At 67.1% G+C, this 22,017-nt stretch carries 21 protein-coding genes; 8 read left to right on the top strand and 13 right to left on the bottom strand.

Annotated features, from left to right (window positions below; all coding sequences use genetic code 11):
* Positions 1–46: 46 nt before the first annotated feature.
* The 6 genes from IEX33_RS07905 to IEX33_RS07880 all read right to left on the bottom strand — a co-directional run bounded on the left by IEX33_RS07905 (position 47) and on the right by IEX33_RS07880 (position 3,345).
* Entirely contained in the window at positions 47–319 is a 273-nt protein-coding gene (locus tag IEX33_RS07905) for a hypothetical protein (RefSeq protein WP_229675283.1), read from the bottom strand.
* Between the two features lie 83 nt (positions 320–402).
* A complete protein-coding gene (locus tag IEX33_RS07900; RefSeq protein WP_188729111.1) occupies positions 403–657 on the bottom strand; it encodes a hypothetical protein in 255 nt (84 codons plus the stop codon).
* 123 nt (positions 658–780) lie between these two features.
* Positions 781–1,092, bottom strand: a complete 312-nt coding sequence (locus tag IEX33_RS07895) for an AzlD domain-containing protein (RefSeq protein WP_104185558.1) — start codon at positions 1,090–1,092, stop codon at positions 781–783.
* The gene (locus IEX33_RS07890; RefSeq protein ID WP_377090235.1) at positions 1,089–1,820 is read right to left on the bottom strand and encodes an AzlC family ABC transporter permease; all 732 of its coding nucleotides are present in this window, start codon (positions 1,818–1,820) and stop codon (positions 1,089–1,091) included. The genes IEX33_RS07895 and IEX33_RS07890 overlap by 4 nt, the downstream gene beginning before the upstream one ends.
* A 26-nt stretch (positions 1,821–1,846) precedes the next feature.
* On the bottom strand, positions 1,847–2,308 hold the full coding sequence (locus IEX33_RS07885; protein ID WP_188729107.1) for a DoxX family protein: 462 nt from the start codon (positions 2,306–2,308) through the stop codon (positions 1,847–1,849).
* A 137-nt stretch (positions 2,309–2,445) separates the two neighbouring features.
* Positions 2,446–3,345, bottom strand: coding sequence for a glycerophosphodiester phosphodiesterase (locus IEX33_RS07880; RefSeq protein WP_188729106.1), 900 nt, complete (start codon positions 3,343–3,345; stop codon positions 2,446–2,448).
* A 49-nt stretch (positions 3,346–3,394) separates the two neighbouring features.
* Between IEX33_RS07880 and IEX33_RS07875 the strand changes: the two genes are divergently transcribed.
* Positions 3,395–4,753 (top strand): DUF445 domain-containing protein, encoded by a 1,359-nt coding sequence (locus IEX33_RS07875; protein WP_188729105.1) that lies wholly within the window; start codon positions 3,395–3,397, stop codon positions 4,751–4,753.
* Here the strand turns inward: IEX33_RS07875 and IEX33_RS07870 are convergent.
* Both IEX33_RS07870 and IEX33_RS07865 read right to left on the bottom strand, forming a co-directional pair.
* Positions 4,750–5,499: a LamB/YcsF family protein gene (locus tag IEX33_RS07870; RefSeq protein ID WP_188729104.1), complete on the bottom strand. Its 750-nt coding sequence runs from the start codon at positions 5,497–5,499 to the stop codon at positions 4,750–4,752. The two genes, IEX33_RS07875 and IEX33_RS07870, sit on opposite strands and share 4 nt — an antisense overlap.
* Entirely contained in the window at positions 5,483–6,295 is an 813-nt protein-coding gene (locus IEX33_RS07865; RefSeq protein WP_188729103.1) for a hypothetical protein, read from the bottom strand. The genes IEX33_RS07870 and IEX33_RS07865 overlap by 17 nt, the downstream gene beginning before the upstream one ends.
* A gap of 162 nt (positions 6,296–6,457) precedes the next feature.
* On the opposite strand from IEX33_RS07865, the gene IEX33_RS07860 reads away from it, so the two are divergent.
* Positions 6,458–7,813: an MFS transporter gene (locus IEX33_RS07860; RefSeq protein WP_188729090.1), complete on the top strand. Its 1,356-nt coding sequence runs from the start codon at positions 6,458–6,460 to the stop codon at positions 7,811–7,813.
* A gap of 21 nt (positions 7,814–7,834) precedes the next feature.
* On the opposite strand, the gene IEX33_RS07855 is transcribed toward IEX33_RS07860, so the two are convergent.
* The 3 genes from IEX33_RS07855 to IEX33_RS07845 all read right to left on the bottom strand — a co-directional run bounded on the left by IEX33_RS07855 (position 7,835) and on the right by IEX33_RS07845 (position 12,096).
* Positions 7,835–10,177, bottom strand: coding sequence for a glycoside hydrolase family 65 protein (locus IEX33_RS07855; protein WP_188729089.1), 2,343 nt, complete (start codon positions 10,175–10,177; stop codon positions 7,835–7,837).
* Between the two features lie 129 nt (positions 10,178–10,306).
* Positions 10,307–11,059 carry an HAD family hydrolase gene (locus tag IEX33_RS07850; RefSeq protein WP_188729088.1) on the bottom strand — a complete coding sequence of 251 codons (753 nt, stop codon included), beginning with the start codon at positions 11,057–11,059 and terminating at the stop codon, positions 10,307–10,309.
* A 392-nt stretch (positions 11,060–11,451) separates the two neighbouring features.
* Positions 11,452–12,096, bottom strand: a complete 645-nt coding sequence (locus IEX33_RS07845; protein WP_188729087.1) for an alpha/beta hydrolase — start codon at positions 12,094–12,096, stop codon at positions 11,452–11,454.
* A 272-nt stretch (positions 12,097–12,368) separates the two neighbouring features.
* Between IEX33_RS07845 and IEX33_RS07840 the strand changes: the two genes are divergently transcribed.
* The 5 genes from IEX33_RS07840 to IEX33_RS07820 all read left to right on the top strand — a co-directional run bounded on the left by IEX33_RS07840 (position 12,369) and on the right by IEX33_RS07820 (position 17,143).
* A complete protein-coding gene (locus IEX33_RS07840) occupies positions 12,369–12,626 on the top strand; it encodes a DUF6458 family protein (RefSeq protein ID WP_104185568.1) in 258 nt (85 codons plus the stop codon).
* A 294-nt stretch (positions 12,627–12,920) separates the two neighbouring features.
* A complete protein-coding gene (locus IEX33_RS07835; RefSeq protein ID WP_188729247.1) occupies positions 12,921–13,727 on the top strand; it encodes a DeoR/GlpR family DNA-binding transcription regulator in 807 nt (268 codons plus the stop codon).
* Positions 13,724–14,731, top strand: coding sequence for a 1-phosphofructokinase family hexose kinase (locus IEX33_RS07830; protein WP_188729086.1), 1,008 nt, complete (start codon positions 13,724–13,726; stop codon positions 14,729–14,731). Before IEX33_RS07835 ends, IEX33_RS07830 begins: the two co-directional genes overlap by 4 nt.
* A gap of 2 nt (positions 14,732–14,733) precedes the next feature.
* On the top strand, positions 14,734–16,803 hold the full coding sequence (locus IEX33_RS07825; RefSeq protein ID WP_188729085.1) for a PTS fructose transporter subunit IIABC: 2,070 nt from the start codon (positions 14,734–14,736) through the stop codon (positions 16,801–16,803).
* A gap of 61 nt (positions 16,804–16,864) precedes the next feature.
* Positions 16,865–17,143: an HPr family phosphocarrier protein gene (locus IEX33_RS07820; RefSeq protein ID WP_104185572.1), complete on the top strand. Its 279-nt coding sequence runs from the start codon at positions 16,865–16,867 to the stop codon at positions 17,141–17,143.
* 154 nt (positions 17,144–17,297) lie between these two features.
* Here IEX33_RS07820 and IEX33_RS07815 read toward each other — a convergent pair whose 3' ends face one another.
* Positions 17,298–18,170 carry a class I SAM-dependent methyltransferase gene (locus tag IEX33_RS07815; RefSeq protein ID WP_188729084.1) on the bottom strand — a complete coding sequence of 291 codons (873 nt, stop codon included), beginning with the start codon at positions 18,168–18,170 and terminating at the stop codon, positions 17,298–17,300.
* A gap of 230 nt (positions 18,171–18,400) precedes the next feature.
* The gene (ku, locus tag IEX33_RS07810) at positions 18,401–19,522 is read right to left on the bottom strand and encodes a non-homologous end joining protein Ku (RefSeq protein WP_188729082.1); all 1,122 of its coding nucleotides are present in this window, start codon (positions 19,520–19,522) and stop codon (positions 18,401–18,403) included.
* A gap of 40 nt (positions 19,523–19,562) precedes the next feature.
* Between ku and IEX33_RS07805 the strand changes: the two genes are divergently transcribed.
* Complete coding sequence (locus tag IEX33_RS07805; protein ID WP_188729081.1) at positions 19,563–22,016, top strand: ATP-dependent DNA ligase; 2,454 nt, start codon at positions 19,563–19,565, stop codon at positions 22,014–22,016.
* The last annotated feature ends 1 nt before the right edge of the window (position 22,017 follow it).

Genomic DNA, 22,017 nt, shown 5'->3' with positions numbered 1-22,017 from the left:
CGCCACCGGCCCCAGCGGGATGTGCCGAGAGCCCCGTTGGCCAGCCCTAGCGGGACGGGCCCTGCCCGCTGTCGCTGTCGCTGTCGCCGTCGCCGTCGCCGTCGCCGTCGGGCTCATTGTGCCCGGGCTGCCCAGGCTGGTCGTCGCGCTCATTGGGGACGTGGTCTTTGGCTTCATTGAGGTGCTGCTGCAGCTTTTCCTCGGCATCCCGGCGGCGCCGGGCTGTATCCCGCATCTCCCGGGTGGATTCCGAACCCCTCGGGTCAAGATAGCCTTGCCGCGGCTTCCCCTGCTGCTCCGGACGTGACTGATCGTTCATCTCGGCTCCTCCTTTGTGGCCGCCGCAGTGGACTTGCGGCCCTGATGCCAGTCCACCACATATCGGTTCCGGGATGCGGTTTGCTACGTGCCGCCGGCCTCGCCCCTGCTGCGAAGTTCCTGGTGAACCAGGGCCTGCAGTGCCGGAATGTGGGATGCCGGATCCAGGTCCAGCGACGTCCGAAGGCTCCGGGAAAGCAACTCCAGGTCCTCTTCCGGAACATCAGCGAGGCGGGCAAACCGGGTGAAGAAGCGTTTGGCAGGGAGTCCCGCCCGTCGTCTCGAATTCTTGTGGAGACGTCCAGATCTTTCCCCGGCTGCATGCAGTTGATTTTCCATGGTCACCATTCGTGCGAAATTCCACGGCCGACTGCATAGCCGCTTTCATAGTACAACCGGGAAAGCACAATGAACGTGATCGGCATCACATGGAGGGGACGTGTCCTTGTCCCTGCCGCGCCCTCAGTTCCAGCCAAGGATCCTCAGCAGCGCAGCCGTTCCCGCGCCGGCGAGGACCACCACCAGGAACGGCGCACGGAGCGCCAGGGCTATGGCGGCGGCCACCAGCGCACCCAGCCTGGCATCGGCAGCGAGCGACTGTCCTGTGGCAAACGTGTTCACCACAGTCAGGGAGGCGAGCAGCCCGATGGTCATGGTGCCTGCCACCCGCGACATGCGCGGGTCTTCGAGCAGCCGGGCCGGAACGAAGTAACCCACCAGCTTCCACGCGTAAGCCAGCGCACAGGCAATCAGCAGCCAGATCCAGAGACTCATTCGCCGGCCCCCGGACCGGTGTCCCCTGCGCGGTGCGCCCCGTGGTGGTGGCGTTCCCGGAAGGGGTCCACGTCCGGCTCCAGGCCCTCGTCGCGCCGCCCGTGGCTGAACCAGCCGATCACCGCAGCCACCACGGCTGCCACCAGGATTGGCACGCCGGCGGGAACGAACGGCACAGCGATGACGGTGGCCACGGCACATACAGCGGCAATGGCCACCGGCTCGCGTCCCTTGAGCCGCGGCCAGAGCAGCCCCAGGAACGCGGCCACGGCCGCACCGTCCAGCCCCCACTGCTTGGGGTCGCCCAGGTTGCTCCCGGCGAGCGCGCCGATGGCGGTGAACAGGTTCCACAGCAGGTAGATGCCGATGCCCGCCGCCCAGAACCCCCGGCGCTGCTCTGCGGGGTCGGTCTGGCCGGAGCTGGTTGCCGTGGACTCGTCGATGGTGAGCTGGGCAGCAACGTACTTCCGCCAGCCGGTGGGGTGCAGGAGGGCGTTGAGCTGCATGCCGTAGATCCCGTTGCGCATGCCCAGCAGGGTGGCGGCGCTCATGGCCGCGATGCCGGACCCGCCGCCGGCCACCACGCCAATGAACGCGAACTGCGAGCCGCCGCTGAACAGGAGCAGGCTTAGTGCCATCGTTTGCCAGAAGTCGAGCCCGGACGTCACTGAGAGCGCCCCGAAGGATACGCCGTACAGGCCGGTGGCAATGCTGATGGAGATCCCCATCCGCACCGCAGGGGAGGCCAGCAGGGTCACGGACGCGCTCCCCCGGCCGGCCGGCGCAGGCTCCACGCCCACGCAATGAGCGGCGCCTGCAGCGGAAGGCGGACGGTGTGCACCTTCCGCTGCGCCTGCGTTCCCCGCGGTCCGTACGCCCGCTGGAGCGCATCCACGTGTCCGGCCAGGAACACGGTGAACATTACTGCGGTGCCCGTGGCGGCCACCTTCCGCGTTCCGGGGACAAGGATCCCGACGGCGGCTGCCAGTTCCAGCAGCCCGCTCAGGGCGATCCATTCCTCCCGGGAGAGGAGGGCAAGCGGACGCGCGGGAGCGGCATCCCGGCCGGGTTCATCGTCACGGCAGAGGTAGCCCGGGACCACCTGGCGGTAGAAGGCGGGGTCGCGGAAGTGTTTCATGGCGCTGGCCAGGAGCAGCGCGCTCATGGCTGCAGCGGAGAGGGTCTGGGCGGCCCGGCCGGAGCGGGGAAAAGGCATGGCTCCACTCAACCACAGGCGCGGCGGGCTCCTGTAACCGTCAGGCCCAGGCCAGCTCCGAGCTTCCATAGGGAACCGGCGGGCGGCCATAGCCGAGGGGTTGCGAACCCGTGGATGGGGCGCCCGGAGATGCGCCCCTACCGTCCCTGCGGCGAGGCAACCTGCAGCTGGTTCAGGACCCGGGCCGGCACGTTGGTGGTCACCTCCTGGATTCCCAGTCCCGCACACAGCGCCACGTCCTGCTCCGAATCCACCGTCCACACCCGGAAGCGCCGGCCGGAGGCGAGCCAGCGCTGGACGGCAGCGGGGTGCCGGCGGACGTACTCGATGCCGGGCCCGGCCAGGCCCACCTCGCCGTTGTCCAGGATCCGCTCGCCTTCGGCCTGGGTTGCCCTCATCAGGTTGGCAATTGCGCCGCCGGTGATCATCCCGAACCCCAGTCCGCCGCGGATCGCCCGGATGTCCACGTCGTCCACCAACTGGCAGATGTACTCCGGCGGAACCGAGCTGAGCAGGTGGCGGACGGAGTCCGGGCTGAAGCTCATGAAGGTCACCGCCACGTTGTCCACGGAAGAACTTTTGGGGTCCCACCCCTCGCTGCGGAGCACTTCAAGGACCCGATCCTCCAGCTTGAGCTGGTACGGGCTGGGGTGCTTGAGCTCGATCGCCAGTTTCACCGGCCGGCCGGCACCACGCAGGATGTCCAGGAGTTCCGGCAGCGTCAGGAGCTGCTCTGACCGGGCACCGTACGCCTCCGGGATGCGGACGCCCTTCCATGACGAAACATCCAGGTGCCGCAGTTCCCGGAGGGTGCGCTCGGCAACGGGTCCCGTTCCGTCCGAGGTCCGGTCCAGGTTGGCGTCATGCAGGAGGACAACGTGCTGGTCACGCGTGAGGTGGACGTCGCACTCCACGCCGTCGGCGCCGTCGGCCAGGGCCTGCAGGTAGGCGGCCCGGGTGTGTTCGGCGAACGCGGCGCTGGAGCCGCGGTGGGCAAAGACCAACGGCCGTTGCGGCGCTGACTCATCAGTAGTCATGCAGACACGGTAGCCGACCGGCCCCGTGCTGCGGGACTAGGCTTGGCACATGCAGGTGAACTCTGAGCCAACTACCCGGGAATCACCCGGCGGGCCCACCCCCTCCACACCACCGCCCGCGAGGGGCCATGCAAAGGCGCGGGCCGCCGTCGGCCACCAACTGAGTGAGGGCGACGCCGAAAAGGCGGCAGCGCTGCGGAAAATGAAGCTGGTGGCCCTGGGGCTGCTGCTGGTGATGGCCGTGATCTTCGTCTTCGCGTTCGCGCTGCAGAAGGAATATCCGTGGCTCCAGTACGTGCGCGCGGCGGCCGAGGGCGGCATGGTGGGCGCATTGGCTGACTGGTTCGCGGTCACGGCGCTGTTCAAGTACCCCATGGGCATCAAGATCCCGCACACCGCCATCATTCCGCGCCGGAAGGACCAGATCGGCGCCTCGCTGGGCGAGTTCGTGGAGACCAACTTCCTCTCGGAGCAGGTGGTCCAGGACAAGCTCGCCAGCGTGAATATCGCCCGCCGGGCGGGCGAGTGGCTTGCCACGCCCGCCGGTTCCGAGCGGGTGGCCAAGGAAGGCGCCGCCGTCATCCGCGGCCTTTTCAAGGTGTTGAACGACGACGACGTCCAGGCGGTCATCGAGGGAATGGTGCGTAAGCACCTGCTGACTCCGCCGTGGGGGCCGCCGGTGGGCAAGATGGCCGAACGGATCTTCCGCGACGGGCACCACCACAACCTGGTGGACCTGCTGGTGGACCGCGCCGCCGACTGGGTGGACGACAACCACGACACCGTCACCCACCTGGTGTCCGACCGCTCCCCCACATGGGTCCCGCAGTTCGTGGACGGGCTGGTGGGCGACAAGGTCTATGTGGAAATCCTCAAGTTCGTCCGGGCAGTGCAGGCAGACCCCAACCACCAGGTCCGGCAGTCCATCGACAAGTACCTGAACGACCTTGCCCAGGACCTCCAGCATGATCCCGCGATGATCGCCCGCGCCGAGGACATCAAGGCCCAGGTGCTGGGCGACCCCGAGGTGCGCGAACTGGCCTCCCGCACGTGGGGCACCGTCAAGAATGCGCTGCTGGGCGCCGTGGACGATCCCGACAGCGAACTGACCGTGAAGTTCAAGGCGGCCGTGCGGGACTTCGGCTCCCGGCTGGTCAGCGACCCCGAACTGGCCGGCAAGGTCAACGCGTGGATCGGCGACGCAGCCGGCTACCTGGTGCGGACCTACCGCTCTGACATTGCCGGGGTCATCACGGACACCGTGGCCCGCTGGGATGCAGAGGAAACATCGCAGAAGATCGAACTCCAGGTGGGCAAGGACCTGCAGTTCATCCGGATCAACGGCACCGTGGTGGGCGCGCTGGCCGGGCTTGCCATCTTTACGGTGGCACACCTGATTTTCGGCTAGGCGAAGGACTCCAGTTCAATGCCGGCCGCTTCCAGTCCGGCCCGGACGGCGGCAGCCATCCCCACCGCGCCCGGCGTATCGCCGTGGATGCACAGGGAATCGGGCCTGACCTGGACCACTGTTCCGTCCACGGCCACCACTTCGCCCTTGGCAGCCAGCCGCACGGCCCGCTCAACAATCGCGTCGACGTCCTGCAGCACGGCACCCTCCTCCGAGCGCGGAACCAGCGTTCCGTCCGCCCGGTAGGCGCGGTCCACGAACGCCTCGATGAACACCGGATGCCCGGCGTCCCTGGCCTGCTTCAGGAGCTCGGAGTCCGGGAGCCCCAGGATGGGCAGGCCGGGATCGTAGGCGTTTACTGCGGCCACCACGGCCGACGTCTGTTCGGCATCGTGGACCAGCCGGTTGTACAGGGCCCCGTGCGGCTTCACGTAGTCCACGGAGGCACCCACGGCGTGGGCAACGCCGTCGAGCGCACCCAGCTGGTAGAGCACGTCGCCGAAGAGCTCGTCGAAGCTCATGTCCAGCGAGCGGCGGCCGAAACCGGCCAGGTCCCGGTACCCCACGTGGGCGCCGACAGTCACATCGAGTTCGTAGGCTGCCCGGCAGCTGTCCAGCATGGTGACGGGGTCCCCCGCGTGGAAGCCGCATGCCACGTTGGCACTGGTGACCAGCTGGAACATGGCGGCGTCGTCCCCCATCCGCCAAGAGCCGAATGATTCGCCAAGGTCAGCGTTGAGATCCAAGAGTTTTGCCTTCCAGCGTCGGGGTGTCCTGGGCCGCCGCGGCGGCGGTGAGCTCTCCGGGGATGGTGTCCGGCATGGGTCCAAACGCCTCCTTGGCGTTGGACACCACCGCACGGCCCATCATGAGGTTACCGGCTCCGCCCACCACCGCGCCGATGCCGAACGGCAGCGCCCGGCCGAACAACGCGGAGCCCTGCCGCTTGAGGAGGTTCTTGAGGAAGGCTTTCTGGATCCTGTTCCGGATGCTGCCGAAGCCCGGCACGGCCATGGACTTGGACAGGGCATTGCCCCAGGCCTTGTTGGCGTTCACTTCCCTGCCGGCAGCCTGGCCGCTGAGGGTCCCCAAAAGCGCCGTCCCTTCCTCACCCAGCATGATGGCCATGACCATGGTGCTGGCCTTCTCGGGGTTGGTCAGCCGGATCCCGTGCAGTTCGGCCAGCGAGGTGGAGTAGAGGGCTGTTGCTTCCAGGAACCCGACGGTTGCGGCGGCGGACAGTCCCAGGGACGCCACGGTGCCGACGCCAGGCACGACGGCGGTGGCGCCCACCAGAGCACCGCCGCCGGTGACAGCGCGGAGGTAGTCGCGTTCAAGGATGTCGGCGAGCTGGGCGGCTGTTGCCCTGGGGTGCTTCCTCTGCAGCCGGCGGATGTAGGCCACCACCAGCGGGCGCTGGATCTCCACCGCCTTCAGGAGCATGTTGTGGACACCCGGTTTGGGCTTCCCGTCTGCGTCGAACACCGCGTTGTGGGCGGTTTCCTGTGCTATCCGTACTGCGGGATTGCTGCGCTTGGCCATGGTCACCTCTGCTTGTCTCGCCGGCACGCCTGTGCCGGAATTCCTCATACTAAGGTTGCTTAACATTAGGCCACCGCAGGAGCGGCCACCCACCTGCCCCGTCCCGTTCGGAGCACTCCGGCGGGGCTCCTCCGGAGCGCGCGCAAAGCCTAGACTTAGCCTATGCCCACCCCCAAGGCCCTGCGGCCCTTTGCCCACCGCGAGTACAGGGTACTGATCGCGGCGCTGGCCATCTCGATCTTTGGTTCCGGCATGTGGGCCGTGGCCATGGTCTACCAGGTGATCCATCTGGGCGGCGGCCCGCTCGAGCTGTCCCTGGTTGCCGCCGCGGGCAGCGTGGGCCTGGTGGCGTTCGTCCTGGCCGGCGGCATCGCTGCCGACCGGATCCCCCAGCGCCGGCTGATCATTGCCGTGGAGGGCGCCAACCTCGCTGTGATAGCGGCCGTCAGCGGACTCGCCATGACGGGCCTGCTCCAGCTGTGGCACGTCGCAGCGGGTTCCTTTGTCCTGGGTGTCGGCGCGGCGTTCTTCTTTCCTGCCTACTCCGCAATCCTGCCGCGCATCCTTCCCGCCCAGGACCTGCTGGCAGCGAACGGAATGGAAGGGTCCATGCGTCCCGTCCTCCAGCAGGCGGCCGGTCCGGCCGTGGCGGGAATCGTGGTGGCTGCCCTCTCGCCGTCGCACGCGGTCACGGCGGTGGCGGTGTGCCACCTCCTGGCGTTCATCGTCCTGAATTTCCTGGGCCAGCACGCACTGGCCGCTCCCGCCAACGGAGCGGCGGACGGTGCAGGCGGGCCATCGGAAGGTGCCGCAGCCGATGGCACTCCCGGTGCCGAGGGCGGTGAGGTGCGCAGGCGGTCCTTCTTCCACGACCTGCGCGAAGGGGTCATCTACACGCTTGGCACCCCGTGGCTGTTGTGGACGCTGGTGTGGGCCTGCATCTCGGTCCTGTTCCTGATCGGCCCCATCGAGGTCCTGCTGCCGTTCGTGGTCCGCGACCAGCTGGCGGGCGATTCCCGCATGTTCGGCTTCCTGCTGGCCGTGATGGGGGTCGGCGCCGCGCTGGGCTCGCTGTTGACCGCGTCCTTCCGGCTGCCGCGCCGCTACCTCACAGTGATGATGGTGTCCTGGGGTGCGGGCAGCCTGCCGCTGGCCGCCGTCGGCGTTATGGACAGCTTCTGGGCAATCGCAGCGGCGCTGTTCATCTTCGGGGCCACCGGCAGCGTGGGCATGGTCATCTGGGGCACCCTGCTCCAGCGGCGGGTTCCGCCGCACCTCCTGGGCCGTGTCTCCAGCCTGGATTTCTTCGTCTCGCTGGCCCTGATGCCGGTGTCCATGGCGCTGGCCGGGCCGGCCGCCGAGGTGCTGCCCATCTGGGTGATCTTCCTGGTGGCCGGCGGCGTATGCCCGGTAATGGCGGTCATCGCCATGGCTGTTGCACGGATGCCCGCCGACGAACTGGCCCACCCCCTGGACCAGGAACCTGCGCTGGAACGCACAACGGCGGCGGGAGACTAGGCTCCCGCCGCCGCCCCGCACTCAGCTGTTGGCACGCACCACCGGAATGCTCGCCGTCGGATGTCCGCTGGGGAACACCGTGGGTTCCGGCTGCGGCACGGGCTCCAGTGCCACCTTGACGGGTTCTGCGCCCACCGTGAGCTGCTCGCCGCGGACGTCCACCGCCAGCGGCTCCCCTTCGGGGACGGTCAGCGTGATGGAGCAGGTCTCGAGTTCCACCAGCAGCAGGCGGCCCTGGATCTTGAGGTGGAAGGCCAGTCCGTCCCACTCCGACGGGAGGCGCGGATCGAAGTACGGAACCGGGCCCTGGTCCCGCAACCCGGCAAACCCGCAGACCAAGGAGCTCCACACCCCGCCGGTGGAGGCAATGTGCACGCCGTCGATGGTGTTGCCGTGGGTATCGTCAAGGTCGATGAACACGGCGTTGGTGAAGTGTTCCAGCGCCTCGCGGGAGTACCCCACCTCGGCGGCCATGATGCCCTGGACACAGGCGGACAGCGTCGAATCGCCGGTTGTCAGGGGATCGTAGAAGTCGAAGGCCCGGTGTTTCTCCTCCGCCGTGAAATCCTGCCACTGCAGGAACATCGCCAGGACGGTGTCCGCCTGCTTCAGGACCTGGTGGCGGTAGATCACCAGCGGGTGGAAGTGCAGCAGCAAAGGGTACTTTGACCTGGGCGTGTTCCAGTCCCACGGCTCGAGGTGCATGAAGTCGTTGTCCTGGGAATGCACCTGCATCCGTTCATCGAACGGCAGCTGCATGCGGTTCGCAGCCGCTTCCCACAACTGCCGCTCCTCGTCGCTGATGCCGGCATGCTCCAGGGCGGCGGCGGCGCGAAGGTTGAACCGCGCCATCACGTTGGTGTACAGGTTGTCGTTGACCACGGCGGTGTACTCGTCAGGGCCGGTGACGCCGTGGATGTGGAAGAGCCCGTCCTTGCCGAAGAAGCCCAGGGAGATCCACATGCGCGCTGTTTCAATAAGCAGTTCGGCGCCCATCCCGTCGCGGAAACCGGCGTCCCTCGTGGCCCACACGTACCGGTTGGTGGCAAAGGCGATCGCGGCCGCGATGTGGAACTGTGCCGTGCCTGCTGCGTAGTAGGCACTGGCCTCAAGCCCGTTGATGGTGCGCCACGGGAACAGGGCGCCGTCCACGCTCAGTTCCTTGGCCCGGACCTGGGCTTCGGGAAGCATGCCGTGGCGGAACTCGAGAACCTTTCGGGCGCCGTCGGGGTTGGTGTAAGTGAGGTAGGGCAGGAGGTAAACCTCCTGGTCCCAGAAATAGTGGCCCTCGTAGCCGGAGCCCGTCACGCCCTTCGCGGGAATCCCGGCGACGTCGGCGCGGGCCGTTGCCTGGGCGAGCTGGAACAGGTTCCACCGGATGGCCTGCTGCAACACGGACTCGCTGGTCACCACGATGTCCGAGGTAGCCCAGTAGTCCCGGTAGTGCGCTTCGCTCTCGGCGAAAATGTCACCGACCGGGCGCAGGCCCTCCTCGGCGACGGCGGCCGGGTCAACCGACGGCTCCTGGATGGCCCGTCCTGCGGCATAGCTGACGCTCTTTTCCAGGCGGAACGGCTCGCCGGGGCTGACCGCCAGGACGTAGCGGACGCTGCTGTCGTCCTGGTCCACAAGGGTCTCGAACGGCTGATGGCCCGCGGAGGTCCAGTGGTCCACCGCGACCCCCACCCGCTGCTTGGATTCGGCAGCTTCCCAGGCCAGCCGGAGCGACCCGTCGCCGCCGTCAAGGCGCAGGGGCAGCAGGACGCGTCCGGCGTGCCGGCCCGCACGGCGGGGATCGTGGACCGAGTGGTCCTCCACCGGCTGGTCCTGCCGGTTGACCAGGGAGGAGGTCACGTCCACGGAGACCTCGCGGTCCGTGGACACCTCCAGCGAGATGCCAAGGCTTCCCCGGGACGCGAATCCGACGGCACGCCGTTCGGTGGTGGTGACGACGGCGCCGGAACGGCACTGCCAGGTGACCCGGCATTCGTAGACCCCGGTGGAAAAGTCCACGGAACGCCGGTAGTCCAGCACCTCGGACTCCGCAAGGCTGAGGGACTCCCCGTCAAGGACGACGCTGAAGTTGTTGGCGTCCGGGATGTAGAGGATGCGCTGGCCGGTGCGGGCGAACCCGAAGGCGTTTTCGGCGTGCTTGATGTCCCAGATTTCGTGCAGCCCGTTGATGAAGCTGCCTGGGAGGTCTGAGTCGGCTGCCGCCCAGTGGGCGCCCCGGATTCCCAGGTGGCCGTTTCCCAGGGCAAAGAGGGTTTCCAGGGTCCCCTCGTTGCCCTGTTCGTGGCGGGTTTCCACGAGCTGCCAGGGGTTGTTGGGGAATCTTTCGCGGTCCGCGGAGATCAGGGCCATGGTGTTGGGTCCTTCGAAGTGTGGCCGGGCAGCTGGTTTGCTGCCGGCCTGGGGATGATTTTTGGGGATGAAGGGTACTGATACAAGCTGCCGGGGCAGCGGGACTGCCTCGGGGAAGGCAGCGGTTCTTTAGGGAAGCAGTTCCTTGAGGTCGTTGACCACAAGGGTGGCGCCGGCGTCGAGCAGGGTCTGCCGGCCGGCGCCCCGGTCCACGCCGATAACGGAGTGGAAGGATCCGGCCTCGCCGGCCTGGACACCGGAGACTGCGTCCTCCACCACCACGCATTCCTCACTGGGGATATCCAGCAGGCGTGCGGCGTACTCGTAGGTGGCGGGGCTCGGCTTGCCGGGCAGGCCTTCGCTGGCAGCCACCACGCCGTCCACCACCACAGGGAAGCGGTCCGCGAGCCCGGCCGCCGCCAGGACGGCGGGTGCGTTGCGGGAGGAAGAGACGACGGCGACCTTCAGCCCGCGCTGCATGACGGCTTCGAGGAAGCGTACGGAACCTTCGAAGGGCTCGACGCCGGTGCTGACGATGTCGTTGAAGATCCGGTTCTTGCGGTTGCCCAGGCCCTGCACGGTGGTGTTGGCAGGGTCGTCGTCAGTGGGTCCCTCCGGAAGCACAATGCCGCGCGAGGCCAGGAAGTCGCGTACGCCGTCGAAGCGCGGTTTGCCGTCGATGTGGTCGAAGTAGTCGCTTTCGCTGTAGCCGGCCACCTGCGGCTGCGACGCGAGGAAGCCCTCGAACAGTTCTTGCCAGGCCCGCTCGTGGACGGTTGCCGTGGGGGTCAGCACCCCGTCCAGGTCAAAGAGGATTGCCGACGCGCCGGCCCAAACGGAGAGGTCGCCGGCTGCATGGCCTGTTGCCGTGGTGTCGCTCATGGGTGGTGGGGTGTCCTTTCAGGACGGCGGGCAGCCTTAGTGAAGGGTGCCGTGAAGTGTGGAGGCGACGATGCCCGGATGGCCTGGAAGTGCGGCAGGTGCTCGCCCGCGGAAAAACGCGGCGGCTTTGACCCTGCCGATCGATGCAGTTCTACCATCATGGGCATGCCGGCGCATCCAGACAAGCCGGCGGATCTGCCGGATCTTTGCAGGCCAGGCAAGAGCATCAGGCCGTGGCCGGCTGCAGTACATCGTCCGCACCGCGCTGCTCTCCTTGTTCGCCCAGTTCAGTGCCGCTATAACGGCCGAAGAAGAGTGTAAGCGCTTACAAATTTAGCTGGCAACTGTTTTTTCTTCGGGCCCCGATGTGACGCATTTCTCAGCCCGCAGCGTCACCGCCGGTTGCTGGCGGAGACCTCCGGCCGCAGCACATAGTGGCGCAGGAATGAGCTCACGTCCACCATTTCCGTTTTGGACATGGCGTGGCCCATCCCCGGGTACGTCCTGGCGGTGAGCAGGGTGTTCTCCTGCAGCCATTCCTCCGTATAGGCAATGGCGTCCTCATTGATGACCAGGTCCGCCTTGTCCCGCCCCCAGAAAAAGGGCGGCCGGGTATCAAAGGATTCAGTGAGGGACAGCAGCTCGTTCTGCAGCACGAACCCGGACAGCCCCACCACCGCCTCGTAGTCCTTGGGATGGAGGCGCAGCAGGGTGCTGGCCATCGCCATGCCCTGGGAATACCCGAGCAGGCTCACGCTGCTGTGCTGGCCCTTGACGCTGTTGATCCAGGCCTGCACGGCGGCAGCAGCCTTGATAACGTCCGCGAAGTCGTTGGCAAGGAAGTAGTCGAGCAGGAACCAGCCGTAGTGGTCTCCGATATCCATGGGGGCCCGCAGCGCCGCGCAGGTGAATTCCGCCGGCAGGTATTCAAACAGGCGCACCATGCGGGACTCGTCCGTACCGTAGCCATGCATCATGACCAGCAGCGGGGTATCCGCCCGCTGGTCTTCCGGTTTGGACCAAACAACTGTTTCCATCGGATCAGCCTAGCGAGGCAGGCCGGGAAGAAGCCCGACGCCGTGCCGGGCCGGGCCCGCGGTCGGCCCGGCACGGCGTCGGGGGACAGGCTGGACCGACGCAGCTGCCGCCCCACCATTCACAGGGGCCACAGCGCAACAAATGGGTTACGCACCGCCCCGAAACGTTGAACACGGCTACTCCGCGCTGTAGCGTGACGCTTAACGGTCAGCATGCTTAGCAACCGTCAACGGGTGATGACCACGCCCGGCCCCCAAACAAGGAGCACCTCATGAGAATCGGATCTTCCATTTTCCTTATCGCCCTCGGCGCCATCCTCGCGTGGGCGGTGGCTCCGGGCCTCATCCCCGCCGTGGACCAGGTCCTGATCGGCTACATCCTGATGGCCGTAGGCGTCATCGGCCTCATTGCTTCCCTGATCCTCGCTTCACCTGGCCGCAGCCGCCGTGTCAGCGAGACCCGCTCGGTGGTGGATCCCAACACCGGCGAACGCATCACCCGGAACGAAAGCCGCGACGGCGGGCTGTAGCACCGGAGAAGGTCCCGGCCTGGCTGCCTGGCTGGACAACGAATGAAACCCGACAAGCCGGGCCGGACCATTGCGGTCGGGCCCGGCTTTTTCGTTCCCCTCGGTGAGGGCAGTACCAGTGGGGAGCGGCGGGCGAATTTTGTTTCGTGTGGGTTTCCATTGACAAACCAACATAAGCGAAGATAAAGTCAAGTAACTCAACATCATGTGATGCCAGTCACGCAGGCCTGGACACGCAGCATGTGGGCACTGCAGGATCCACCGCACCAACTGAACTTACGCAACGGAGGGTACGTGTTCGCCGAGGAGCGCCAGCAAAAGATTGCCGAGCTTGTTGCCGGCAGCGGCCGGGTCAGCGTGACCCTCCTGGCCGAGCGCTTCCGCATCACCACCGAAACCGTCCGCCGCGACCTTGCCACCCTCGAAAGCGCAGGCACCGTCCGCCGGGTCCACGGCGGGGCCGTTGCGGCAGACCGCTTCAGCACCACCGAGGAAAGCGTCAACGAGCGCGCCATCCAGCGGCCCGACCAAAAGATCCGTATCGCCGAGGCCGCCCTGGCCCTCATCCCGCGGAACTCTGCGGGAAGCGTCCTGATCGACGGCGGAACCACCACCGAAGTCCTGGCCGACATGCTCGCCCGCCGCGCCGCCGTCGAACCTTCCGACGCAACGGAACCGCGGGCGGAACTGGTCGCCATCACCCACGCCGTTCCCATCGCCGGCAAACTGTCCAGCGTTCCCGGGATCGCCCTTGACGTCCTGGGCGGCCGGGTACGCGGCATCACCCAGGTTGCCGTAGGGCAGGGAACCGTGGAGGCCGCCAGCAGGCTCCGTCCCGACATTGCCTTCATCGGCACCAACGGCATCCACGCAAGCTTTGGCCTGAGCACTCCCGATCCTGAAGAAGCCGCCGTCAAGGCAGCCTTCGTCCGTTCGGCCCGCCGCATTGTGGTGCTGGCCGATTCCTCCAAGCTGGACACGGAAACCCTGGTCCAGTTCGCCTCCCTGAAAGATCTGGATACCTTGATTACAGACAGCGAACCAGGCCCGGAACTCGCAGCCGCCCTGGAAGAAGCCGGCGTTGACGTGGTGATCGCATGATTGTCACCTTCACCGCCAACCCAAGCCTGGACCGCACGGTCGCGCTTCCCGGCCCCCTGGAACGGGGCGAAGTGCAGCGTGCCGTCTCCGTCCGCCAGGAATCGGGAGGCAAGGGCGTCAATGTCTCCCGGGCACTGGTTGCCTCCGGCCTGGAATCCGTAGCGGTACTTCCCGGCGCGGACAGTGATCCTGTGCTCGCCGGACTCCGCGAAACCGGCGTGCCGTTCGTATCGCTCCCCATCGATGAGCCGCTGCGCACCAACGTCGCCCTCACCGAGCCCGGCGGCGTGACCACCAAGATCAACGAACCCGGGCCCGCCCTGGATGCGGACCAGCAGGAAGCCCTCATCAAGCTGCTGCTGGAGAGCTCGCGCGGTGCGAGCTGGGTGGTCCTGGCCGGTTCACTCCCGCCGGGGTTCCCTGCAGACTTCTACGCCACGGTGGCCCGCCGGATCCGCGCAGCCGGAAACGGCAGCGCCCCGCACATCGCCGTGGACTCCTCCGGCGCCCCGCTCGCGGCGGCAATGTCCGGAGACGGTGCCGGCGGAGACGGTGCCGCCACTGGTTCCGGGAAACCGGACCTCCTCAAACCCAACGCCGAAGAACTGGCGGAACTGGCTGCTGCAGCCGGCTTCGCCTCGGCCACCGCTGACGAACTGGAAGCGGATCCGGTGGCTGCCGCGGCAGCCGCTGCCGCCGTCGTGCGTTCCGGTGTGGGTGCTGTGCTGGCAACTCTCGGATCCAAGGGAGCTGTCCTGGTAACGGCCGACGGCGCGTGGCTGGCCACGCATCCGCCGGTCGCCGCGGTCAGCACGGTAGGCGCGGGCGATTCCGCGCTTGCCGGCTACCTGCTCGCCCACGGTCAGGGCGCCGCCCCGGCCGACTGCCTTCGCCAGGCTGTGGCCCACGGTGCCGCAGCCGCCTCCCTGCCCGGTTCCACAGTTCCGGCAGTACACCAAACCACCCCGGATGCCGTAACCATCACGGCCCTTCGAAAGGATTGACAGTGACCCAGCTCATCACCACGGAACTGGTCGAGCTCGACCAGAACCTGGGCAACACGCCCGAGGCGGTGATCCGGCATCTGGCAAGCAAGGTCGCTGCCGCCGGACGCGCAACAGAAGTTGAAGGCCTCTTCGCCGACGCCTTCGCCCGCGAACAGAAAACCGCCACCGGCATCCCCGGCGGCATCGCCATCCCGCACTGCCGCTCGGCCGCCGTCACGGAACCCACCCTGGCCATGGCCCGCCTGAACCCCAAGGTGGACTTCGGCGCGAAGGACGGCCCGGCGGACCTGATTTTTTTCATCGCGGCCCCGGACGGAGCAGACCAGGCCCACCTGAAGCTGCTCTCCAAGCTCGCCCGGTCCCTGATCAAGAAGGACTTCACCGCTGCCCTGCGCAACGCATCCTCCCGCGAGGAGATCGTGGAACTGGTGGACGGCGCGCTGGCTGACAAGCCCGCCGCCCACGCAGCCGCAGTTCCTTCAGACGCTGCAGCCACCGCTGCTGCCGGTGGCGCCACCGGCGCCGCCGGGGCTTCCGCGGTGGCAGGCGCCGGCGCGCCGGCAGCCTCCTCCGGCCCCAAGCGCCTCGTGGCCGTCACCGCGTGCCCCACCGGCATCGCGCACACCTACATGGCCGCCGACTCGCTGGTTGCCGCCGCCCAGGAAATGGGCGTCGACCTGCAGGTGGAAACCCAGGGTTCCTCCGGCGCCAAGCCGCTGGACCCCGCCGTGATCGCCGCCGCCGACGCCGTCATCTTCGCCGTCGACGTGGACGTGCGCGGCAAGGAGCGCTTCGCCGGCAAACCCGTGATCAACGCCCCCGTGAAGCGCGGCATCGACGAGCCCGCCAAGATGGTCCAGGAAGCACTGGCCGCTGCGGACAACCCGAATGCGCGCCGGGTCCCGCACTTCGGTGCCGAGGAACAGGCAGAGCACGACGCAGAGGAGAAGGGCGAGCACATCGGCCAGAAGCTGAAGCGGGCCCTGCTCACCGGCGTCAGCTACATGATCCCGTTCGTCGCCGGCGGCGGCCTGCTGATTGCGCTCGGCTTCCTGCTGGGTGGCTACGACATTACCGACGTAGCGGACACCGTGGTGGTGGAGAACAACTTCGGCAACCTGCCCGAAGGCGGCCTCGCCATCTACCTCGGTGCCGTGCTGTTCAAGATCGGCGCCCTGTCCATGGGCTTCCTGGTCCCTGCGCTGGCCGGCTACATCGCCTACGCCATCGCCGACCGTCCGGGCATCGCCCCCGGCTTCGTGGCCGGTGCAGTTTCCGGCTTCATGGGTGCAGGCTTCCTGGGCGGCATCGTGGGCGGCCTGCTGGCCGGCTACATGGCACACCTGATCGGAACCTGGTCCGTCCCCCGTTGGCTGCGCGGCCTGATGCCGGTTGTCATCATCCCGCTGCTCGCATCCATTTTCGCCTCCGGCCTGATGTTCCTGGTCCTCGGCGGACCCATCGCCGGCCTCACGGCAGCATTGAACGACTGGCTGTCCGGCATGACCGGCGCCTCCGCCGTCGTCCTGGGCATCATCCTGGGCCTCATGATGTGCTTCGACCTCGGCGGCCCTGTCAACAAGGTGGCCTACGCCTTCGCCGTGGCCGGACTGAGCGCCGGCGCGGCCGACAACCAGGCACCGTGGCAGATCATGGCAACCGTCATGGCAGCGGGCATGGTTCCGCCGCTGGCAATGGCCCTGGCCACGGTCCTGGACAAGAAGCTCTTCAGCCTGGCTGAGCGCGAAAACGGCAAGGCTGCCTGGCTGCTGGGTGCATCCTTCATCTCCGAAGGTGCCATCCCGTTCGCTGCCGCCGATCCGCTGCGCGTTATTCCTGCCAGCATGCTGGGCGGCGCCCTCACCGGCGCGCTGACCATGGCCTTCGGCGTCACATCGCAGGCACCCCACGGCGGCATCTTCGTGTTCTTCGCCATCGGCAACGTGCTGATGTTCGTCCTCTCGATCATTGCCGGTACCATCGTCACTGCCCTGGCCGTGGTGGCACTGAAGCGCTGGGCAGCCCCCAAGACCGCTGATACCGTGGAATCCGTTCCCGCAACGGTCTGACCCTAACCAACAGCTATCCGGCACTGGACCTACAGCAAGCCGCAAGACAAAAGGAGCAACAATGCCAGAACGCACCGCAACCGTCGCCAGCCGAGTAGGCCTGCACGCCCGCCCCGCCGCCATCTTTGCCGAGGCCGCAGGAGAATACGACCTGGACATCACCATCGCCCGTGAAGGCGAGCCGGCGGACGAGGCCATGGATGCTGCCAGCATCCTGTCCCTCATGAGCCTGGGCGCCTCGCACGGCGACGTGGTAGTCCTCCGCGCAGAGGGCGACGGCGCGGACGATGCGCTGAACCACCTGGTCCAGATCCTGGAAACGGATCACGACGCCGAGTAGCGCGCCAGCCTCAGCGGCCGCCGTCGGGCCTTCCCTTCCCGGGAAACGCCCGACGGCGGCCGCTGGCGTTTAAGCCCCTTCTTGCCCATGTAGGTAGCAGCAAGTGTCGTTATGGACGTCCATAACGACACTTACTGCTACCTGGTTGGGGGATCTACTTGGCCTTCTTCGCCGTGAACAGCAGGTACTCCCACTCCATCTGGAAGGGAGAGTCGCCGTGGGCATCACCGAAGGAGTCAGCCAGCTCCGTCAGTGCCTGGTCCAGGGCTTTGACTTTGTCCGCGTCCTCCCCGATGTATTTGTAGACGGAGATGGTGGGGCCGTAGTGGGACTTGAAGTAGCGGACAAAGTCGCCGGGCTGGTGGAAGCTCCGCACGGCCAGGGTCTGCTTGCGTGCTGCAGTGTCCGTGATCCTGTCCCCCAGCAGTTCCCGGACATGGTCCTCGGTTCCCCACAGCGGGGCCGGTTGGGCGCCGGGCGGAGGCGGCGGGGCGAAGGGCTTCATGGTGGCAAACATCTTGCCGATGAATCCTTCCGGGGTCCAGTGGAGCAGTCCAATGGTGCCGCCCGGTTTGCACACCCTCAGGAGTTCGTCAGCTGCCTGCTGGTGGTGGGGAGCAAACATGACGCCGAGGCAGGACATAACGACGTCGAACCCGGCGTCAGGGAACGGCAGGTCCTCCGCATCGGCCTCCTTCCAGTCCAGGCTGACTCCGCGGTTGGCTGCCTCACGGCGGCCGGCATCGAAAAGCTCAGGAGTGAGGTCGCTGGCCACCACCTTTGCCCCCATCATTGCCGCGGGAATGGCCGCGTTGCCTGATCCGGCGGCGACGTCCAGCACGTTGTGGCGGGACGTGATGCCGCAGGCTTCCACCAGGATGGCGCCCAGTTCCAGGAGCATCTCGTCTGCGAGCGCCGGGTAGTCGCCGGAGGCCCACATGGCCCGGTGCTTCTGTTTGAGTTCCCGGTCCGCCTTCGCTGCGTCCGTCTGGCCGTTCGCCTTGGCTGTGCCCGTCTGGTCGTTCATGTCCGCGCCCCTCTCAGGTGGCAGGTCAGAGTGAGTGACAGCACGCTGTGAGGCCACAGCGGAGGCTGTGATGCGACTCATTGTGGACGCACCGGACGCCGCTGTAAAGGACCCGGACCAAACAGGTCCCCGCTACTTAAACAGGTGCCTGCTACCGGAAAGCAAGCAAGCTTAGTAGTTTCTTAGGCATGGCATCGGACAACGAAGCAGGCACCGCAGTCCGCGTTCCATCACGCCGGCTTGCGCGCCCGCGTGCCGGTAGCCTTGCCGGCGGCGGTTTTCGCGGCAGGTTTTTCGGCGGCGGACTTGGACGCCGTGGACTTGCCTGCCGTGCCCTTGGCCTCCGAGGACTTGGCGGCGCCTGCCTTGTCCCCGGCCGATTTCGCGGCACTGGTTTTGCGGGCAGCAGGTTTGTCCGCGGACTTGGCTGCATCGGACTTGGATGCGGCGGGTTTGGCGGCCGTGGACCGCTTGCGCGCCGGCTTTGCTTCTTCCTCACCCTCACCGGCGGCGCCGCCGGAATCCCGGCCGGCCTCTTCACCAGCGCTGCCTGCCGCGGAACCGGAACCCCTTTTCCGGTCGAGGCTCCGCTTCAAGGCCTCCATCAGGTCGATGACTTCGCCCTTGCTGCCCTCGCCGGCTTCCACCCCAAAGGTTTCCTCCGTGTCCAGCGACTCGCCCTGTTCCAGCTTCGCCTCGATGAGCTGGCGGAGCTGCACCTGGTAGTCGTCGGTGAAGGACGCGGGGTCGAAATCCGCAGCCATGGACTCCACCAGCGCTGCGGACATGTCCCGTTCCTGCGCGCTGATCCGTACATCCGCCTCCAAGGACGGGAAGTTCGCCTCGCGCACCTCGTCCGGCCAAAGGAGGGACTGGAGCACCAGGACATCGTCCTTGATCCGCAAAGCACCCAGCCGGGTTTTCTCCCGCAGCGCGAACTGGACGATTGCCACCCTGTCCGTGTCCTCCAGCGCCTTGCGAAGCAACACGTAGGCCTTGGGCGACTTGGAGTCCGGCTCCAGGTAGTAGCTCTTCTCGAACATCATGGGCTCGAGCTGCTCGGACGGAACGAACTGCACCACGTCGATCTCGTGGCTGTTCTCGGCCGGAATGGCCTTGAGTTCGTCCTTGGACAGGACCACCGTCCGGCCGTCCTCCTCAAAGGCCTTCTCGATGTCCGAGTAATCGATGACCTGGCTGCAGACCTCGCACCGGCGCTGGTAGCGGATCCGGCCGCCGTCGGCATTGTGGACCTGGTGCAGACTGATGTCATGATCCTCAGTGGCGCTGTAGACCTTCACGGGCACGTTGACCAGGCCGAACGCGATGGCACCCTTCCAAATGGCTCTCATTCATCAAGTGAACATCACGCAACGCCGCAGGTGAAGCCCCATGCCTGCCGCTAAGGACCGTGTCCGGGTTGCCGGGCGGGAACTGACCCTCACCAACCTGGAAAAGGTCATCTATCCGGAGACCGGCACCACCAAGGCGGACGTCCTGGCCTACTATGCCGCCGTGGCCCACGTCCTGGTCCCCGCGGCGTACAACAGGCCGGCCACCAGGAAGCGGTGGGTGAACGGCGTAGGAACCGCGGACAAGCCCGGCGAGGTGTTCTTCCAGAAGAACCTGGAGGACTCGGCCCCCGGGTGGCTCCCGCGGGCCGCCATCACCCACAAGGACCGCACCATCCACTATCCGATGGTCAACGACCCCGCCACGCTCACCTGGTTCGGCCAGATCAACTCGCTGGAAATCCACGTGCCCCAGTGGCAGGTGGACTCCCACGGCAGCCAGCTGAACCCCGACAGGCTGGTCCTGGACCTGGATCCCGGGGAAGGCGCAGGGCTGGAGGCCTGCGTGGAAGTGGCCCTCCTGGCCCGCACCATCCTCCAGGACGTGGGCATGGACCCGGTCCCCGTCACCAGCGGCAGCAAGGGCATCCACCTGTACGCCGCCCTGGACCGGTCCCAAACCTCAGAGCAGATCTCCGCCTTCGCCCGCGAGCTCGCGCGGGCCCTTGAAGCCGACCACCCGGACCTGGCCGTCAGCGACATGAAGAAGACCCTGCGCAAGGGCAAGGTACTGGTGGACTGGAGCCAGAACAACGCGGCCAAAACCACCATCGTCCCCTATTCCCTCCGCGGCCGCCCCACGCCCATGGTGGCTGCGCCCCGGACCTGGGAGGAGATCGGCTCCCCCGGACTCAAGCACCTGGACTACAGGGAGGTCATGAGGCGGGTGCAGGACGGCACGGACCCGTTCGCCGTCGTCGTCGATGCCGGCGGCGACCCCCGCCTGGGCAAGTACCGCTCCATGCGCGATCCCGCCAAGACCCCGGAGCCCTTCACAGGTGCTCCCGGCAGTGGGGACACCTTCGTGATCCAGGAACACCACGCCAGCCGCCTGCACTATGACTTCCGGCTGGAGCATGAGGGCGTGCTGGTGTCCTGGGCGCTGCCCAAAGGTGTCCCGGAATCAAGCGGCAAGAACCACCTGGCGGTCCAGACCGAGGACCATCCCCTTGACTACGCCGGCTTCGAAGGGACCATCCCCAAGGGCGAGTACGGTGCCGGCGAGGTCACCATCTGGGACCACGGGACCTATGAGCTGCACAAGTGGATCAACGGCCGGGAAGTCATCGTCACTTTGACCGGCTCGGAGGGAGGCGGTCTGGGCGGAACCAGGAAGTTCGCGCTCATCCACACCGGCCGCGGCCAGGGAAAGGATTCCGAGGGACAGTGGCTCATCCACCTGATGGACCCGGAGCGCCACGGCGGCAGGCGGAAACAGGCAGTTCCGGGGCACGCAGTTCCGGGCCCCTCCGTTCCAGGACCGGAAAAGGACGACGGCGGGACGCCGCCCGAGGCGGCGGGCTCCTCCGCACCCGGTCCCGAGGAGTACCGGCCCATGATGGCCACCTCCGGCGACGTTGCAGCCCTGCAGGGCAGCAACTGGCAGTTCGAACTCAAGTGGGACGGGGTGCGCGCCATCCTGGTGGCCGACGAAAAAGCAATCAGGATCTTCAGCCGCAACGGAAACGACGTCACCCGGACCTACCCTGAACTGGCCGACAGGCAGTGCTGGCCGGACCAGCCGTTCGTGGCGGATGGCGAGATCATCGCCGTAGGGCCGTCCGGCCGGCCCGACTTCGGCCTGCTCCAAGGACGGATGAAGCTGACCAGGCCCGCCGACGTCGCGAGGGCGCGGACTGCCATCCCCGTTCAACTGATGCTGTTCGACCTGCTGAACGACGGCGGCACGGACCTGCGGCGGCTGCCGCTCGCCACGCGCCGGGAACGGCTGGAGGAATTCTTCACCCCGTCCGGCTGCCCCGTTGGGCTCTCCCCGGTACTGGAGGAACAGGTGGAGCACATCCTGGAAAGCGCGCGGGAACTGGGCCTGGAAGGGGTGATGGCCAAGCGGACGGACAGCCGCTACGTGAGCGGGCAGCGGACCCGCACCTGGACCAAGCTGAAAGTGGAGCAGACGCAGGAGGTGGTGGTGGGCGGCTGGCGCCCCGGCAAAGGCGGCCGGCAGGACACCGTGGGCTCCCTGCTGGTGGGCATCCCGGACGGCAGGAAGCTGCAGTACGCCGGCCGGGTGGGCAGCGGGTTCAGCTCCCGGGAACTAGCGGAGCTCCGCCAGACGGTTGAACGCCTGGCCAGGAAAACCTCGCCGTTCCAGGACGTCCCGCGCGAGGATGCCGCTGATGCGCACTGGATCTCGCCCGAACTGGTTGGCGAAGTGACCTACAGCGAGTGGACGGGCACGGGACGGCTCCGGCACCCCGTGTGGCGCGGCTGGCGGCTGGACAAGGAGCCGTCGGAGGTAGCGCGCGAAGACTGAG

Source organism: Pseudarthrobacter scleromae (assembly GCF_014644515.1).
Classification (GTDB): Bacteria; Actinomycetota; Actinomycetes; order Actinomycetales; family Micrococcaceae; genus Arthrobacter; species Arthrobacter scleromae.
This window is presented reverse-complemented; position numbering and strand designations above follow the sequence as displayed.